The organism is Pseudomonas veronii (genome assembly GCF_001439695.1).
Lineage (GTDB): Bacteria > Pseudomonadota > Gammaproteobacteria > Pseudomonadales > Pseudomonadaceae > Aquipseudomonas > Aquipseudomonas veronii.
This window is the reverse complement of the sequence record NZ_JYLL01000011.1, coordinates 41,465-57,753: the sequence shown is the minus strand read 5'-3', so window position 1 is coordinate 57,753 and position 16,289 is coordinate 41,465. Positions and strand designations below refer to the sequence as shown.

Below are 16,289 nucleotides of genomic sequence, written 5' to 3'. Positions count from 1 at the left end.
ATCAGCGGCTCACCACACGGCGATATGCGAATCCGTCCGCGGCTCGGTCCCCCCGCACAGCACGCCGCTGACCGGGTCGCGCAGAATGATCTGCCCACGCCCGTAGTCGGTCAGGTCGCTGTCGGTCTGCACCTTATGCCCGCGCCGCGCCAGTGCATTGACCAAGTCCCGCGAAGCGCCGTGTTCGATGCCGACCTTCATGTCGCCCAACCATTGCCAGCGCGGTGCGTCCAGGGCCGCCTGGGGGTTGAGGCCGAAGTCCACCAGGTTCATCACCATCTGCACATGGCCCTGGGGCTGCATGTAGCCGCCCATCACGCCGAACGGTCCGAGAGCCTGGCCGTCCTTGGTGAGAAAGCCCGGGATGATGGTGTGGAAGGTTTTCTTGCCCGCGGCCAGGCAGTTGGCGTGGGCCGGATCGAGGCTGAATTCCTGCCCGCGATTCTGCAGGGCGATGCCGCTGTCGGGCAGCACCACGCCGGAGCCGAAGCCGTGGTAGTTACTCTGGATGAACGAAACCATATTGCCTTCGGCGTCCGCCGTGGCCAGGTACACCGTGCCGCTGGCGTGGGGGTCGCCGGGCGCGGGCGGCTGCGCCTGTTCACCGATCTGGCTGCGGCGGCGCGTGCTGTAGGCGTCGCTCAGCAGATCGGCCACCGCCACACGCATATGCTGGGGGTCGGTGATGTAGTGCAGGCCGTCGCTGTAGGCGAGCTTCATCGCTTCCAACTGACGGTGCCAGGTCTGTTGGCTGTCGCGGTGATCGAAGCTGAAGCCTTCAAGGATCTTCAGCGTCATCAACGCCACCAGCCCCTGCCCGCTCGGCGGAATTTCCCAGACGTCCACGCCGCGATAATTGATATGGATCGGCGCCACCCACTGCGCGCGGTAATCCTTGAGGTCGCTGGCGCGCAGGTAACCGCCGCTGGCGCGGGAGTGCGCGTCAAGGCGCTCGGCCAAGGCGCCGCGATAGAGACTTTCGCAGCGGGTCGCGGCGAGTTCTTCCAGCGTGTGGGCCTGGGCCGGGTTGCGGAAGATCTGCCCGGCCTGTGGTGCGCGCCCGTCGATCAGGAACGTGTCGAACCAGGCGTCCAGCACCGCGTCGCGATGGGGGCTGAATTCATTCAGGGCGATCTGCCATTGATGGGCGACCACCGGCGACACGGGGAAACCGTCGCGCGCCAGGCTGATCGCCGGTTGCAGCAGTTCGGCAAAGGGCAACTTGCCGAAGCGTTGCGACAGCTCCGCCCAGGCCGATGGACAACCGGGCACGGTGACCGGTGTCCAGCCGTACAGCGGCATCCGCTCATGGCCCGCCGCCTTGACCGCCTCGATGTTCAAGGCGGCCGGCGCGTGGCCGTTGCCATTCAGGCCGTGCAACTGGCCCTTGCACCACACCAGGGCAAAGGCATCGCCGCCCAGGCCGCAGCCGGTGGGTTCCACCACGGTGAGCGCCGCCGCCGTGGCGATGGCGGCATCGATGGCATTGCCGCCCTTTTGCATGATCTCGATCCCGGCCTGGGCGGCCAGCGGTTGGGACGCCGCGACCATGCCGCGACGGGCGAAGACGCTTTGGCGTTGTGACGGATAAGGGTACTCGTGAGCAGAAAATTTCAACATGGCAAAGGCTCTTCAAAAAAAGTCATAACACGCGGCTGAGAAAGGCTCGGGTACGCGGATGGCTGGGGTGGCTGAAGATCTGTTCCGGCGGGCCCTGCTCGATCAGTTCGCCCTGATCGAGCACCACCACGCGGTCGGCCACTTCACGGGCGAAGCCCATCTCATGGGTGACCACCACCATGGTCATGCCCTCCTCGGCCAGTTCTTTCATCACCTGCAGCACTTCGCCGACGGTTTCCGGGTCGAGGGCGCTGGTGGGTTCGTCGAACAGCATCGCCTGGGGCTTCATCGCCAGCGCGCGGGCGATCGCCACCCGTTGCTGCTGGCCGCCGGAGAGCATCGACGGGTAATGGCTGGCCTTGTCCGCCAGGCCGACCCGCGCCAGCAGGCCACGGGCCTGTTCCAGCGCTTGCGCACGCGGCGTGCCGAGCACCTGGATCGGCGCTTCGATGATGTTTTCCAGCGCGGTCATGTGCGGGAACAGGTTGAAACGCTGGAACACCATGCCGATGTCGCGGCGCTGACGGGCGATGTTGCGCTCTGAATCGCGCACCAGGCTGCCGTCGCTGCGCTCGCGATAACCCATGGCGCGACCGTTGACGCGGATGCGCCCGCCCTGGATGTCTTCCAGCAGGTTGATGCAGCGGATAAAGGTGGTCTTGCCGGAGCCGGAGGCGCCGATCAGCACGACTACCTCGCCACGGCGTACTTGCAGCGAGATGCCCTTGAGAATCGGCAATGTACCGAACGACTTGTGGATATCCAGCGCTTCGATGATCAGTTCTTCACTTTGGTGCGCCATGGTTAACGTCCCCTCAGCAGTTTCAGGGTGCTGCGCCCGAACAGGCGGCTGGACGCCGTCGGCGGCGCGGTGGGCCGGTCGGACTGGCTGAAGCGCGTCTCCAGCCAGCGTTGGAAAAAGCCCCACAGTGTCGTCAGCGTCAAGAAGTAGAGGGCGACCACCAGGTACAGCTCAAATACGCGGAAGGTCGCCGAGGTGATCATCTGCGTACTGAGCAGCAGCTCCTGCACACCGATCACGCTGACCAGGGTGGTGTTCTTGAGCATCACGTTGAACTCGTTGCCCAGCGGCGGCACGATCACCCGGAAGGCCTGGGGCAGCACGATGCGCCGCATCAGCTTGGCGAAGCCCATGCCCAGAGAACGCCCGGCTTCGTATTGGCCCTTGTCCACCGCGCCGATACCGGCACGGATGATCTCGGCCATGTACGCGCCTTCGTTGAGGCCCAGGGCGATGATGGCCGCCTGGATATTGCCGGGCACGATCAGGCCGAACAGCTCGATGTCCTCGAAGCGGAAAATCCCGCCCGCCGCCAAAGCGGTGTACAGAAACACGATCTGCACCAGCAACGGCGTACCGCGCATCAACCACACATAAAAGCGCACCGGCAGGTGCAACAGCGGGTTCTTCGACAAGCGCAGCAGCGCCGCCGCCAGCCCCAACACGCAGCCGAGCAGCATCGCCAGCACGCTGATAAGGCAGGTCAACCAGAGCCCGGTGAGGTACACCCCGCTGGGCTGTAGCAGGTACTGCCAGAACACATCCCAATTGAAATTCATCGCAGGTTTGCCTCAGTCGAGTGTGTCGCTGCTGACATGCCATTTGTCCAGCAACCGCACGTAGCTGCCATCGCTGCGCATGTCGCTGATGATCTGCTGCACGGCGGCGGTCAGTTGCGGGTCGTCCTTGCGCATGCCCAGGCCAGTGAGGATGCGACTGAACGCCGGCACGCCTTCCTGGAACAGGTCCGGGGCCATGGCCGCGTAGTAACCGGCGGTTTCCACGGTGGTGCCGTAGGCGTCGACCTGGCTGATGCGCAGGGCCTGGAACGCGTCGGTGTCGGTGTTGTAGACCACCAGCTTCATCGGTGGCTTGCCGGCCTTGGTCAGGCTGTCGTTCTGGGTGTCCAACAGGGTCTTGATGGTGGAACCGTTGAGCACCGCCACTTTGTGCGCGGACAGGTCATCCAGGGTCTTGATGCCCTTGGGGTTGCCCTTGGGCACCACCACCGACTGGCTGGAATACATGTAGTTGACGATGTCGATCACCTGTCGCCGTTCGGGCTTGTCGAACAGTTGATCGACAATCATGTCGCACTGCTGGGCGAGCAACGCCGGCACCAGCCCGGAGAACGGAATCACCCGCCACTGCACCTGTTTGTCGCCCAGGCGCTTGGCGATTTCCACGCCGAGGTCGACGGTGAGCCCGCGCGGTTTCTGGGTTTCGTCGAAGGACACCAGGGGCGGTGAATCCATCCCCGAGCAGTAGATGAGCTTATCGACTTTCTGCAAACGCTCCGGCACCTGGGGCGCAGCGAAGGCCCATGGGGTAAAGAGGCCGAGAGAGAGAGCCACCAGCAAGGCGCGGCGTTTATGCATGACCAGACACTCCAGTTCGTTGAATAACGGGGGCAGGACTCAACGTCAACACACAGGCGGGCTTGGGCCCGCTTCTATTGTTCCGATTGCAGGAATTGAATCAGCGCCGGCACGGTGCCTTCGATGTGCTCGCGCACCACGGCTTCGGCGCGCGCCGCGTCACCGGCACGGATGGCGTCGAGGATCACCGCGTGTTCCTGGCGCGCGCTGAGGGGTTTCTCACCGTGTTGCAACCACAAGCGCATGGGCGCCTCGACCAGTGAGTACAACGCCGAAATCTGCTTCATCAGCCGCGGCCGGCCGCTGAGGCTGCACAGGTATTCATGGAACGCGCGGTGCCGGCTGACCCACACGGCGCTTTCGTCGCGGTAGTCGTCCATTTCGTCCAGCAAGCGCTCCAGGGCCGCCAGTTGGCGCTCGCCGATACGACCGACCGCAACACGCACCGCCAGGCCTTCGAGGGCGCTGCGCATCTCGAAGACTTCGTGCAGCTCATCGATATCCAGGCCGCCGACGATGGCGCCGCGGTTGGGGCGCAAGGTCACCAGGCCCTGGGCATCCAGGCGGCGGAACGCTTCGCGCACCGGCATGCGGCTCATACCGATTTCACTGGCGATGTCTTCGGCAATCAGGCGGTCGCCCTTGCGGTAGCGGCCGCCGCAAATGGCATTGAGCAGGAAGTTGTAGGCCTCTTCCTCGGCAGTCAGGGGCTGACGGTCAACGTAAGCGGGGGCAAATTGCATTCGGCGGTACCTTTGCATTTTTGTATCCAATTATCCATAAATTCAAAAATGCACGAGGCGTGCCAGGTTCTGGCCTGTCGACTTAAGTGATTGATTTAGATGTAGTCGTCGGATACTTCGCAGTCGCCCATCCGATCCTGTCCGGACGATGTGCTACTAAAGAGGACAGTCCATGCACTATCCGTGAGCAGATCGGCAGCACCGTAACAACTGGATCGTCAGGCCCGCGCGCAGACGGCGATGGCGGCACGTGCGGTGTGCGACGGTAACTCGGCGAACAGCGCGTGGTACTCCGCGGCGAAATGGCTGAGGTGATAGAAGCCCCATTGGGCAGCGATATCGCCGATCGAGAGCTCCGACGCGCGGGTGGACATCAAGGTCCGGCGCACACCGTTGAGCCTCACGGAGCGCAGGTAGTTCAGGGGCGTGGTCTCGGCGACCGCGCGAAAGCTGTTCTGCACGGTGCGCCGACTGACTTGCAGGCGCTGGCACAAGTCGTTCACGCTGGGCACGCTGTTCAACTGCGCCGTCGCCAGACGGTGGCATTTCTCGACGATGAAACTGCCCGTGGAACTTGGGCTGCGTTGCTGCTTGTCACAGGCCGGGTCGGTCAAGAGTTGCAGCAGCTCGCCAAGCATGGCCTGTTCCAACGCCTGCTCCCGCTCGCGGTCTCGCGTGCTGTCGAGCGCTTCGTGCATCAGGGCCTGGGAGAACATCGCCAGCAAGCGCCGACGAGCGCCGGCAACGCGCTGCGTGGACACCCTGATCACCGGCTGACGCAGCAACTGGCCGACCTCCTTCGCCGACGCCGTTTGCGCCAGTGCCTGCTCGAACAATTCACGCTCGAACGTGATGGACAACAACTCCATGCCCATCGGCATATGGAACATGAACTCCTCGCCACCGTGAAGGAAGAACAGGCTGCTGTCGTCCACCTCCCGCCCCTGCATCCGAACCGAACCCGGCACGGTGATCGGCACCGCAAAACACATCTTGCCTCGCGGCGCCGCGCCGTGTTGCACGACGCGCTGGTTGATCTGCTCGCGAAACACATGGCAACCGGCAGTCGACAGTTGCATGAGCGAACTCTCAGCCGAACCCGCGGTTAATTGACTGTAGTCCTGGCTCCATTCCTCGATGGTGGCCGCATGCACATGGATGTCTTGAAAGTGGCTGATGAGCGGGTTTTTCATGGTGCCGAAAGCCTCTGCCAATATTCTTTTTTTTTGAGCATTCTTCCCGGCGATATTCGCACATAGCGCAAAACCTGCACATTCCTTTGTGCACGCCTCAATTCGCGGGGCGGCGCGCTCACGGCAGCCGTCTCAAGTGCCAATTCGGGCTAACGGCAAGCGGCGCGCCATAGGGATGATCGGCATACCTGAATCCTTGCACTGCGCGGATGCCCCGCGAGGCACTGGCCTCCTTCAAGGCTTGAGCGGTTCACACCGGTCCTCCATCACTTAGGCCTCAAACATGACTGAACATTTGAATCACTTCATCGCCGGCACTGGCGTCGAAGCCTCCGACGGCCGGCGCATTGCCCTGGTCAACCCCGTGACAGAACAGGTGTACGGCAGTTGCGCACGCGGCACGGCCGAAGACGTGGATCGCGCCGTAGCCGCCGCGCAGCGCCAACTCGAACATGGCGCCTGGCGCCAGCTCGATGGCGCCCAGCGTGGGCGGCTGCTGGTGAAACTGGCAGACCTGGTAGAGCGCGACACCGACGTGCTGGCCGACCTGGACGCCGACGCCATCGGCCGTTCGCCGCTCGAACCGCGCCGGCTGGACGTCCCCAACGCGGTCGCCAACCTGCGTGCCGCCGCCGGCTGGGCCAACCAGTTGGAGGGGCGCACCATTCCCACTGGCGGCTACTTCGGCACCAAGACGCTCTCGTACACAGTCCGCGAGCCGGTGGGCGTAGTCGGTGCGATCGTGCCCTGGAACTCGCCGCTGATGATCACCGTCTGGAAACTCGCGGCGTTGCTCGCCGCCGGCTGCACCGTGGTCATCAAGCCTTCGGAAGAAACGCCGCAGTCCGCCCTGCACCTGGCCGCGCTGGCTCAGGAAGCGGGTTTCCCCGATGGCGTGATCAACGTGGTCACCGGCTACGGCGCCGAGGTGGGCCGTGCGTTGTGCGAACACCCGCACGTCGCCAAGATCAGCTTCACCGGCAGCCCCGAGGCGGGACGCGAGATCCAGCGCACCGCGGGCGTGTTGTTCAAGCACGTGGCATTGGAGCTGGGCGGCAAGAGCCCGCAGATCGTCTTCGACGACGCACCCTTTGACGACGCGCTGCGCGGTTGTGCCCTCGGGTTGTTCGCCAACCAGGGCCAGGTCTGTGCCGCCGGCTCGCGCATTTTGGTGCAGCGCGGCATTGCCGAGCGTTTCGCCGCAGCGCTGGCCGAGGCGGCGCGAGCGGTCAAGGTCGGCGATCCGCGCGAACCCGGCGTACAGATGGGCCCGGTGGCCAAGAAAGCGCAATTCGATCGCGTCAACCGCTACATCCAACTGGGCATCGAACAAGGTGCGTCTCTGCTGGCCGGTGGCGTTTCGACGCCTGAGCGCGGCTGGTTTGTCCGGCCGACGATCTTCGCCAACGCCAACAACGAGATGGCGATCGCCCGCGACGAAATCTTCGGCCCCGTCGGCACCGTGATCACGTTCGACAGCGAAGACGAGGCTGTCGCACTGGCCAACGATTCCACCTACGGCCTGGCCGCCACGGTGTGGACCACCGACCTGGCGCGCGCGCATCGCGTGGCCGCGGCGGTGAAGGTCGGCGCCGTGGGTGTCAACTGCTGGAGCCCGCTGGATGCCAACCTGCCCTGGGGCGGTGTCAAGACCAGTGGCATCGGACGCGAGGGCGGTTTCGGCGGCGCGATGGCCTACACCGAGGAGAAGGTCATCACCGTGCTGCTGCCCACCTGAAAAAAACCGGGCCTGACCGCCCCGCCGCCGCTGAGGCCTTTGATACCCATGGAGAGACCACGATGAACCCGACTGACGAACAGAGCACCGATCGGTATCCGACGTCCCTGCGCATGTTGCATTGGCTGCGCGCCGCACTCGTCGCCGGCCTGCTCTGGGCCGGCTGGCATATGACCGGCATGCCTGACGAAGTGGCAAGCAAGTTCGAGCTCTATTACCCCTGGCACAAGTCCTTCGGGGTGCTGACGTTCCTGGTGGTGCTGGTTCAGATCGCCCTGCGGTTGCACAGCCCCAGGCTGCCACAGCCGCCGGGAACGCTGGCGAAGCATGAGCGGTTTGTGTCGAGACTGGCGCAACGCGTGATGTATGCGCTGCTCGTGATCGTGCCGCTGATGGGTTACTCGATGTCGAGCACCTACACGATGAGCGACGGGGTGTTCTTTTTCGGGATCAACCTGCCGGAGCTGCTGGCGAAAAATGACGACTGGTTCGTCGTCTTCCAGTGGCTGCACAAGGTACTTGCGTATACCTTGCTCGGGCTGATCCTGTTGCACATCGCCGGTGCGCTCAAGCACCGCTTCTACGACAAAGACCCTCGTAGCGACGTGCTGCGCCGCATGTTATGAATTGGCGCACGCCAACAACGCCGGCCAGCAGCGAACCCAACGCTGGAAGTTGACGGCCGACGCGTTACCTCTCAGGCTGACCACGCGCCGCCTCGCCCGCTCGGTGCGTGGTGGCTGACGTTCCCCGACCCACCGTTACACAGGCAGGTACTCATTTGAAGTGGAGCAGTAACGCTTGGAATTAAGACAACTGCGCTATTTCGTCAACATTGTCGAACACGGCAGCCTGGGCCGCGCAGCCCTTGAGCTGGACGTGGGCGTGTCGGCGCTGAGCCAGCAGATCGCCAAACTCGAAAGCGAACTCTCGACCCGCCTGCTGAACCGCACGACCACCGGCGTCACACCGACCCCGGCCGGCATGGCGTTCCTGCACCATGCGCAGTTGTGCTTGAGGCAAGCCGAGAATGCGATCCTGGCGGCACACCGTGGGCGGATGAGCGGGTATGTCACCGTGGGCTTGCCGCCCACCACGGCCACGGTGCTTGCCCTGCCCTTGATCAATGCGATGCGCGCGCGGTATCCGGATATTCAGTTGCACCTGATCGAGATGCTGTCCGGGCATCTGGCCACGCAACTCAATGCCCGCCAGATCGATCTGGCCATTTTGTTTCAACTTGAAGGGGGCAAGCGCTGGAGCGTGACGCCGCTGCTTGACGAGAAACTGTTTGTCATCTGCTCGCCGCACTTGCCGGATGCCCCGCAAGGAAGCTCTGTGCAAATGGCGGACCTGGGGCAACTGCCGCTGGTGATGCCGAGTGCGCAACACGGTTTGCGCTCAACGCTGATGGCGGCGTTCGAGCGGTCGGGGTTGACGCCCAACATCATCATGGAGGTGGATGGCCTGGCCGTGTTGATGAACGCTGTACGCGCCGGCCACGCGGCCACCATCCAGCCCGGCGCGGCGGTGGCGCTCAAAGGCGAGTCGGGGCTTTCGGTGGTGGAAATCGCCGATGCTCATGTCGGCCGGCGAAACCTGTTGGCGACACTGCCGGATGATGAGCTGGCGCCCGCGGCACTCGCGGCGCGGCTGGTCATCACCGATGTGGCGCGGCAGCTGGTGATCGATCATCAATGGCCGGGCGCCTCGTGGATCGAAGACATCACGCCCTGATCTCCAGCCGCCCTCGCCCGCGCTTCAGGGCCAGCGGCAACCCGCAAAGCCTTTACGAAAACTAAACACCCCAACCACTAACGCGCCTTTCGACCCAACGCTCGCTGCCCTAAGGTCTCGCCACTCGCGAGGAGCCCTTCGTTCACGCCTCCTCGCGATCGAGGAGTGATGATGATCGACGTATTAGTCATTGGCGGCGGCAATGCCGCCTTGTGCGCGGCGTTAATGGCCCGAGAGGCCGGCGCCAGCGTGATGTTGCTTGAAGGCGCGCCCAAAGCCTGGCGCGGCGGCAACTCGCAACACACCCGCAACCTGCGCTGCATGCACGACGCGCCCCAGGATGTATTGGTCGAGGCCTACCCCGAAGAGGAGTATTGGCAGGATCTGCTGAAAGTCACCGGCGGGATGACCAACGAGAAGCTCGCTCGTCTGGTCATCCGCGCCTCATCGAACTGCCGTGACTGGATGCGCGCCCATGGCGTGCATTTTCAGCCGTCGTTATCCGGCGCGCTGCATGTCGCGCGCACCAACGCGTTTTTCATGGGCGGCGGCAAGGCGTTGGTGAATGCGTATTACCGCAGCGCCGAGCGGTTGGGCGTGAACATCCGCTACAACGCGCAAGTGACCGACATCGAATTGAACGGGGGAACATTTGTCGCGGCCCACCTGAGCGCGCGCGATGCCGAAGGGCAACGTCTGCCCGCCGAACGTATCCAGGCCAGGACGTGCGTGCTGGCGGCGGGCGGGTTCGAATCCAACCGCGAATGGCTGCGTGAAGCGTGGGGGCAAAACGAGCGCGGCGAGTGGCCTTCGGACAACTTTCTGATTCGCGGCACGCGCTTCAATACCGGCGTACTGCTGCGGCGCATGCAGCAACTGGGCGCCGATTTTATCGGCGACCCGACCCAGGCGCACATGGTGGCCATCGACGCCCGCGCACCGTTGTATGACGGCGGCATCTGCACGCGTATCGATTGTGTATCGCTGGGCGTGGTGGTCAATCGCGACGGCGAGCGCTTCTATGACGAGGGCGAGGATTTCTGGCCCAAGCGCTATGCGATCTGGGGGCGCCTGGTCGCGGGGCAGCCCGGTCAACAGGCCTATTCGATCATCGACCAACAAGCCATCGGTCGGTTCATGCCGCCGGTGTTTCCGGGCACCAAAGCCAACTCGCTGGAAGACCTGGCGCGCCAGCTGAAGCTCCCGGTGGCGCCATTTGTCAGCACCATCCAGGCCTACAACGCGGCCTGCCGCGTCGGTACGTTCGACCACACCGCCCTGGACGATTGCCGCACCGAAGGTTTGACGCCCGCCAAAACCCATTGGGCCCGCCCATTGGTCAAGCCCCCCTTCTGCGCCTACCCGCTCAAGCCGGGCGTGACCTTCACCTATTTAGGCCTCGCCACCGACGCTACCGCCGCCGTTCGCTTCAATGGCCAGGCGAGCCCGAACCTGTTCGTCGCCGGAGAAATGATGGCTGGCAACGTATTGGGCAAGGGCTACACCGCCGGCATCGGCATGGCCATCGGCACCGCATTCGGTCGCATTGCCGGCGTGCAAGCCGCCGCCGCGGCCGGCTTCATCACCCGTTCATCCCAGGAGCCGCAACATGCAGCTGTTTGATCCCAAGGCGCCGGGCACGCTGATTCCCGTCCTCAACCTTGATGAAAGCGAAGTCCAGCGACAAATGACGGTCTGCAATGCCTGCCGTTATTGCGAGGGCTTCTGCGCGGTATTCCCGGCCATGACCCGACGCCTGGAATTTTCTCAGGCGGACATCCATTACCTGGCGAACCTTTGCCATAACTGCGGTGCGTGCCTGCACGCCTGCCAGTACGCCGCACCGCATGAATTTGCGATCAATGTGCCCAAGGCCATGGCCAAAGTCCGCCTCGACACATATGCCGAGTACGCCTGGCCGCAGGCGATGGGCACGTTATACCGGCGCAACGGGCTGACCCTGGCGCTGGCATCCGGCGCGGGGCTGGCGCTGTTCCTCTGCCTGACGTTGATGATGATGGGCAATCTGTTCACGGCAATGCCCGGGGGGAATCTCTACGGGATCTTCCCGCATAACACCCTGGCGCTGATGTTCGGCGCAGTGTTTGGTTTCGCGGTGCTTGCATTGGCGATCGGCGTGCGGCGCTTTTGGCGCAATGTCTCGCCGGTCGAGGCCTCCCGCGAGCAAACAACATCGGCGGCCCTGGAAGCGAGCGCCAATGTGGCCACGCTCAAGTACCTGGATGGTGGCCACGGCGAGGGCTGCAATAACGCCGATGATCGATTCACCTTGTGGCGGCGGCGCTTCCATCACTTCACCTTCTACGGCTTCATGCTGTGCTTCGCCGCCACCGGCGTGGCCACGCTCTACCATTTCCTGCTGGGCTGGTCGGCGCCCTACCCCGTCTTGAGCGTGCCGGTGATGCTCGGCATCGTCGGCGGGTTCGGGTTGCTGGTCGGCCCGGCGGGGCTCTTGTGGTTGAACCTGCGGCGCAACGCCGAACACGGCGATGAACAGCAGAAGCCCATGGATCGCGGCTTCATCGCACTGTTGTTTCTCGTCAGCGCCAGCGGCCTGGCACTCCTGGCGTTTCGCGAAAGCATGGCCCTGGGCCTGTTGCTGGCGATCCATCTCGGCCTGGTCATGGCTTTTTTCCTGACCATGCCCTACAGCAAATTCGCCCACGGCATCTTCCGCAGCGCCGCGCTGCTCAAATACTCCATCGAAAAACGTCAACCCAACCCCATCAACGCCGCAAGCGACTGATCGTCAAGACCGTCATTCCAAAAACAAGATTGATCACCACGGTAGCCATAATGAAAACAACAACACAAAACACCCCGTCCAAGGGTTCGAAACTGGGCGCCATCCTGCGGGTCACCAGCGGCAACTTTCTCGAACAGTTCGACTTCTTTCTGTTCGGGTTCTACGCGACCTACATCTCCCAGACGTTCTTTCCTACCACCAGCGACTTCGCTTCGCTGATGATGACCTTCGCCGTATTCGGCTCCGGGTTCCTGATGCGTCCGCTGGGCGCTATCGTGCTGGGGGCGTACATCGACAAGGTGGGACGGCGCAAGGGCCTGATCGTAACGCTGTCGATCATGGCGGCCGGGACGGTATTGATTGCACTCGTGCCCGGCTACGCCAGCATCGGAGTGGCAGCACCGGTATTGGTGTTGATGGGACGACTGTTGCAGGGCTTCTCCGCCGGGGCGGAGATGGGGGGCGTTTCGGTGTACCTGGCTGAAATCGCCACGCCGGGCCGCTGCGGGTTCTACACCAGTTGGCAATCGGCCAGCCAACAAGTGGCGATCATTCTTGCGGCAGCGCTGGGTTACACGATCAACGCGTCCATGGCAGCCGCCGAGGTAGCTGCCTGGGGCTGGCGCATCCCGTTCTTTATCGGCTGCGTGATCATCCCGTTCATCTTCATCATTCGCCGTTCGTTGCAGGAAACCGAGGCGTTCAAAGCACGCAAGCATCACCCAACGGCCAATGAAGTGTTCCGCTCAATGCGCGACAACTGGCGCACGGTACTGGCTGGCGGTCTGTTGGCGTCGATGACCACCACCACGTTCTACCTGATCACCGTCTACACCCCGACTTTCGGCCGTTCGGTACTGAACCTGAGCACCACCGACAGCCTGGTGGTCACGCTCTTCGTCGGCCTGAGCAACTTCATTTGGTTGCCCATCGGCGGCACACTCTCCGACCGTATCGGCCGGCGCCCGTTATTGCTGGCGATCTCTTTGTTGTGCCTATGCACCGCTTACCCCGCCATGCATTGGCTGGCCGCCGCGGCCAGCTTCGAACGACTCCTCAGCGTGCTGCTGTACTTCTCGTTCTTCTTTGGCATTTACAACGGCGCAATGGTTGCCGCGCTGACTGAGGTGATGCCGCAGAACGTCAGGGTCGTCGGGTTCTCCCTGGCGTTCAGCTTGGCGACTGCAGTGTTTGGCGGCTTTACACCCGCCGTATCCACCCTTTTGGTGCAAGTAACCGGCGATAAGGCATCACCGGCCTACTGGCTGATGTTTGCGGCGTTATGCGGGTTCACGGCGACGACGATCTTGTATCGCAAGCAAAACGCGGTGACGGTCAACGCCTGATAAGCGCGGTATCCCTGCAGGGCAGCCTCAGATTTTGAATTGCCCCAGCAAGCCTTGCGGGCGACTGCCGATCGTATACAACTCATCGACGGTCTGGACGCCCTGCTGCGTCTGGTTGGTAACCGCGTCGATGGCGCGTGCGATCAGTTCACTATAAATAAATCTGTCCCCTTCTCCATGGGTACAACAAGGGGGCATATAGGGCTCAACAATCACTGAAAGTGCCGGCGCAAGCATGCGCCGGGTATCAGCTGAAGCAAAAAATCTACCGTTTAAGACTCTGACAAGATTGAAAGTACGGCTTTAAAAATACAACTTCCATCATCAACGGCTGATAATGCCTCGTATATTGCTTCGGTCGTTGCCATAAGCGAATCTTCTCCACCAGCTAAGGACAGCGCCGATACAGCCCGCGCTTGACTAAACAGCTGAAGGGCCTCCATACCTAATTCCTGCCCCTCATTCAGACTGTCTTGCAAATCAAAATATTGCTCATCTAACTTTTCAGCCAAAGCATCTAGCTCAGATAGTTGCTCAGTCGTAAGCTTATTACCAAATCGTAGTTGCGCAAGGGACTCAGCAACAACAGGCACGCCTACTGAGCTTGTCTGAAAAGCAAGTTCACAAGCAACTTTAACCGCACTTCGCCGTTGCTCTTTACTAGCCACTTTCAGCTTTTTTACAAGGCTTTTTCCAACCATTTCTAAACGCATAATCATTGTTTAGCCTTTAATGAAAAAAGGGGACGACTAACCGGTTGAGATTTGAACGTCCCCTGGCCCGAAAGGGTGCTCGCGCAAGGCGGGCCGAAGCCTGAAAAGGCGAAGTGGTGACCGGATCTGCTTTACCTATATACGCGAAGGGCGCATTTTTTCGTTTCTACCATCAGCGTTTCATGGCCATCGGCTTGCGCACATAGGACCTGGCGCCGTGTCGTAGGACATTCGTCACGCGAGCACCTATTTTTATTGAGGTCTCCATGTATGGATAACCTCTGCTCGAACGACAGGTCGGTCACGTCACTTCCAGAGCAACAGCATCAGGCATAAACTGGTGCTCTCACTCTGGCGTCTCGGCCTCGAATACTTGAGATGCTCCACCACCGGATTGTCCTGCTCGAAATTGGCGGATATGGAGCTATTGCTGCGCGATGAAGTGCGCCGGCAATCTCAGAGACTGGAGTAGGTTTGTGGGGATTCCTCAGACTCTGTCCCCTTTTATCCATTCATATCCCATCAAACTTCTCTCTTTAAAAACTCATAATGAGCATCATAATGAGCTAGGGGTTTCACAGGTAACCACTCTGATGGGATGTATGGTGTATCGACGACGACTTCATAACCATGTCTCCAGGCAATTTTTGCGTAGATGACACCAAAAGTTGAAATCAGACCTTCAGAATAACCGTTCTCACTATCAAACCTTCTCTTTATTGAGGCTGGTGTTGTCAGCTCGCGCAAAACAGATTCCATTTTTGATTTATCGCCCTCTGCCAGCGCAATGAAGAACTCATTGTCCAGCATAAATCTTTTCTTCGGTCCTGAAGGTGGGTGCGCAATCATCCTGGCACAACGGTCGCGCAACTGAGTAAAGTCTCCTTTAACAGCCAATCTAATTTGATAGGCTACAAAATCTGCGGTAGTAGTGGCCTGAATTCTTTTAGTATCAACGATGTCGTCGTTATTACAGAACCAACTAATCAGGGATTCATTATCAGAAACCAAGCTAGCCAAAAAATCAAATGTCTTCAACATGAAGTTCATTTTGTCGGTTTTCAGTGAATACCGATACTGGCGAAGACTGTCTGCTATAAAAAACCAAGCTTTCATTTTTTCCAATGATGAATTGCCAAACCACTCCTCTATAGCTTGAGCATACGCATGAGAAGACAAGCGATCCAAACAAGCGACAGGATCACCTTGCCCAGTTTTTATATTGGCAATGTAGCCAGCCAAGTTAAATCCGCCATCTAGGTGGCTTTTTACGTGTTCAATTCTAGATGTCGCGTTAATTTCGAGCTTGCCGTATCGACTCCAAGAAATCACTTGATCACTCTCACTTCAACTTAGCAATTATTAGTTGACCTGAACTGCGATCAACACCCGCCACACCCTTTACCAAACTACCATTTTCACGCGCCTTGTCTACCGCTTTATAAGCCTCGGAGCTTTTATCCAGACGTCCGAGCACCTTCTCTACCCACGAGTCAGACATTTGAACAACTTCGTTAGCATCACGAGAAAACGAACCCCCCCCAGTTATTTGTTTCGAATCCAAGACAATTACCGATTTACCATCAGCACTCATATACACATGATCAAATCCGTTATTACTTCCGTACTTGCCACCCTCTAAAGATTTAAGACCTTGCCGTTGTGATACGGATTCCACCAGTTCTTCGGTCAGAGCACCTGACTTGTCGAGCCCATCTGTAACCTGCTGCGCCAGCGCTTTTTCTGCTGGAGTGAGATCGGTAATAGCATACCCTCCCGCATTCAGTTTGGCTGAACTGACAAAACCTCCTGCGGTTGGCTCGACACCAGATAGCTCACCAATGGCAGGGATACCCGAAACGATCGGATCACGCTTCGGAATTACCGGCCGATCTGGAAGCTGCGTCGTTTCCCAATCACCCTGACCGCCGTCCGTACTCCAGTTCTTCGCCGTCTTCGCATCCAGCTCTGCGATCTGCTCACCGAGCTCGACACCGTCCTTCAGCGCCATTTTACCCAGGGGAAATAGGGG

The 16,289-nt window shown here is 60.7% G+C and carries 16 protein-coding genes; 6 read left to right on the top strand and 10 right to left on the bottom strand.

Annotated elements, in window-relative coordinates; all coding sequences use genetic code 11:
• Positions 1–9: 9 nt before the first annotated feature.
• The 6 genes from TU80_RS15610 to TU80_RS15585 form a co-directional block, all read right to left on the bottom strand.
• On the bottom strand, positions 10–1,620 hold the full coding sequence (locus TU80_RS15610; protein ID WP_057004873.1) for a gamma-glutamyltransferase family protein: 1,611 nt from the start codon (positions 1,618–1,620) through the stop codon (positions 10–12).
• 22 nt (positions 1,621–1,642) lie between these two features.
• Complete coding sequence (locus TU80_RS15605; protein ID WP_046384098.1) at positions 1,643–2,422, bottom strand: amino acid ABC transporter ATP-binding protein; 780 nt, start codon at positions 2,420–2,422, stop codon at positions 1,643–1,645.
• A 2-nt stretch (positions 2,423–2,424) separates the two neighbouring features.
• On the bottom strand, positions 2,425–3,201 hold the full coding sequence (locus tag TU80_RS15600) for an amino acid ABC transporter permease (protein WP_046384099.1): 777 nt from the start codon (positions 3,199–3,201) through the stop codon (positions 2,425–2,427).
• 12 nt (positions 3,202–3,213) lie between these two features.
• Positions 3,214–4,020, bottom strand: a complete 807-nt coding sequence (locus TU80_RS15595) for an ABC transporter substrate-binding protein (RefSeq protein WP_057004872.1) — start codon at positions 4,018–4,020, stop codon at positions 3,214–3,216.
• A gap of 74 nt (positions 4,021–4,094) precedes the next feature.
• A complete protein-coding gene (locus tag TU80_RS15590) occupies positions 4,095–4,763 on the bottom strand; it encodes a GntR family transcriptional regulator (protein ID WP_046384101.1) in 669 nt (222 codons plus the stop codon).
• Between the two features lie 218 nt (positions 4,764–4,981).
• Complete coding sequence (locus TU80_RS15585; protein ID WP_046384102.1) at positions 4,982–5,956, bottom strand: helix-turn-helix domain-containing protein; 975 nt, start codon at positions 5,954–5,956, stop codon at positions 4,982–4,984.
• Between the two features lie 283 nt (positions 5,957–6,239).
• On the opposite strand from TU80_RS15585, the gene TU80_RS15580 reads away from it, so the two are divergent.
• The 6 genes from TU80_RS15580 to tcuC all read left to right on the top strand — a co-directional run bounded on the left by TU80_RS15580 (position 6,240) and on the right by tcuC (position 13,544).
• The gene (locus tag TU80_RS15580) at positions 6,240–7,694 is read left to right on the top strand and encodes an aldehyde dehydrogenase family protein (protein ID WP_057004871.1); all 1,455 of its coding nucleotides are present in this window, start codon (positions 6,240–6,242) and stop codon (positions 7,692–7,694) included.
• A 62-nt stretch (positions 7,695–7,756) separates the two neighbouring features.
• Positions 7,757–8,320, top strand: a complete 564-nt coding sequence (locus tag TU80_RS15575; RefSeq protein WP_046384104.1) for a cytochrome b — start codon at positions 7,757–7,759, stop codon at positions 8,318–8,320.
• Between the two features lie 175 nt (positions 8,321–8,495).
• Positions 8,496–9,431, top strand: coding sequence for a LysR family transcriptional regulator (locus tag TU80_RS15570; protein WP_017846943.1), 936 nt, complete (start codon positions 8,496–8,498; stop codon positions 9,429–9,431).
• Between the two features lie 171 nt (positions 9,432–9,602).
• Positions 9,603–11,054: an FAD-dependent tricarballylate dehydrogenase TcuA gene (gene tcuA / locus TU80_RS15565; protein ID WP_017846942.1), complete on the top strand. Its 1,452-nt coding sequence runs from the start codon at positions 9,603–9,605 to the stop codon at positions 11,052–11,054.
• Positions 11,041–12,198 (top strand): tricarballylate utilization 4Fe-4S protein TcuB, encoded by a 1,158-nt coding sequence (gene tcuB / locus TU80_RS15560; protein ID WP_057004870.1) that lies wholly within the window; start codon positions 11,041–11,043, stop codon positions 12,196–12,198. The genes tcuA and tcuB overlap by 14 nt, the downstream gene beginning before the upstream one ends.
• Before the next feature lie 50 nt (positions 12,199–12,248).
• Positions 12,249–13,544, top strand: a complete 1,296-nt coding sequence (gene tcuC, locus TU80_RS15555) for an MFS transporter (RefSeq protein WP_134939790.1) — start codon at positions 12,249–12,251, stop codon at positions 13,542–13,544.
• 27 nt (positions 13,545–13,571) lie between these two features.
• Here the strand turns inward: tcuC and TU80_RS32695 are convergent, their stop codons facing one another.
• The 4 genes from TU80_RS32695 to TU80_RS15540 form a co-directional block, all read right to left on the bottom strand.
• Complete coding sequence (locus tag TU80_RS32695; RefSeq protein WP_134939789.1) at positions 13,572–13,781, bottom strand: hypothetical protein; 210 nt, start codon at positions 13,779–13,781, stop codon at positions 13,572–13,574.
• Between the two features lie 35 nt (positions 13,782–13,816).
• On the bottom strand, positions 13,817–14,263 hold the full coding sequence (locus TU80_RS15550; protein ID WP_057004869.1) for a hypothetical protein: 447 nt from the start codon (positions 14,261–14,263) through the stop codon (positions 13,817–13,819).
• A gap of 516 nt (positions 14,264–14,779) precedes the next feature.
• Complete coding sequence (locus TU80_RS15545) at positions 14,780–15,589, bottom strand: Imm49 family immunity protein (RefSeq protein ID WP_057004868.1); 810 nt, start codon at positions 15,587–15,589, stop codon at positions 14,780–14,782.
• Positions 15,590–15,599: 10 nt separating this feature from the next.
• Positions 15,600–16,268 (bottom strand): hypothetical protein, encoded by a 669-nt coding sequence (locus TU80_RS15540; RefSeq protein WP_057004867.1) that lies wholly within the window; start codon positions 16,266–16,268, stop codon positions 15,600–15,602.
• Positions 16,269–16,289 lie beyond the last annotated feature (21 nt).

Coding starts and splice junctions, on each gene's coding strand:
- TU80_RS15610 (WP_057004873.1), bottom strand. CDS start 1,620: ATGTTGAAATTTTCTGCTCACGAGTACCCTTATCCGTCACAACGCCAA.
- TU80_RS15600 (WP_046384099.1), bottom strand. CDS start 3,201: ATGAATTTCAATTGGGATGTGTTCTGGCAGTACCTGCTACAGCCCAGC.
- TU80_RS15590 (WP_046384101.1), bottom strand. CDS start 4,763: ATGCAATTTGCCCCCGCTTACGTTGACCGTCAGCCCCTGACTGCCGAG.
- TU80_RS15580 (WP_057004871.1), top strand. CDS start 6,240: ATGACTGAACATTTGAATCACTTCATCGCCGGCACTGGCGTCGAAGCC.
- TU80_RS15605 (WP_046384098.1), bottom strand. CDS start 2,422: ATGGCGCACCAAAGTGAAGAACTGATCATCGAAGCGCTGGATATCCAC.
- TU80_RS15540 (WP_057004867.1), bottom strand. CDS start 16,268: ATGGCGCTGAAGGACGGTGTCGAGCTCGGTGAGCAGATCGCAGAGCTG.
- TU80_RS15575 (WP_046384104.1), top strand. CDS start 7,757: ATGAACCCGACTGACGAACAGAGCACCGATCGGTATCCGACGTCCCTG.
- TU80_RS15585 (WP_046384102.1), bottom strand. CDS start 5,956: ATGAAAAACCCGCTCATCAGCCACTTTCAAGACATCCATGTGCATGCG.
- tcuC (WP_134939790.1), top strand. CDS start 12,249: ATGAAAACAACAACACAAAACACCCCGTCCAAGGGTTCGAAACTGGGC.
- TU80_RS15595 (WP_057004872.1), bottom strand. CDS start 4,020: ATGCATAAACGCCGCGCCTTGCTGGTGGCTCTCTCTCTCGGCCTCTTT.
- tcuB (WP_057004870.1), top strand. CDS start 11,041: ATGCAGCTGTTTGATCCCAAGGCGCCGGGCACGCTGATTCCCGTCCTC.
- tcuA (WP_017846942.1), top strand. CDS start 9,603: ATGATCGACGTATTAGTCATTGGCGGCGGCAATGCCGCCTTGTGCGCG.
- TU80_RS32695 (WP_134939789.1), bottom strand. CDS start 13,781: ATGCTTGCGCCGGCACTTTCAGTGATTGTTGAGCCCTATATGCCCCCT.
- TU80_RS15550 (WP_057004869.1), bottom strand. CDS start 14,263: ATGATTATGCGTTTAGAAATGGTTGGAAAAAGCCTTGTAAAAAAGCTG.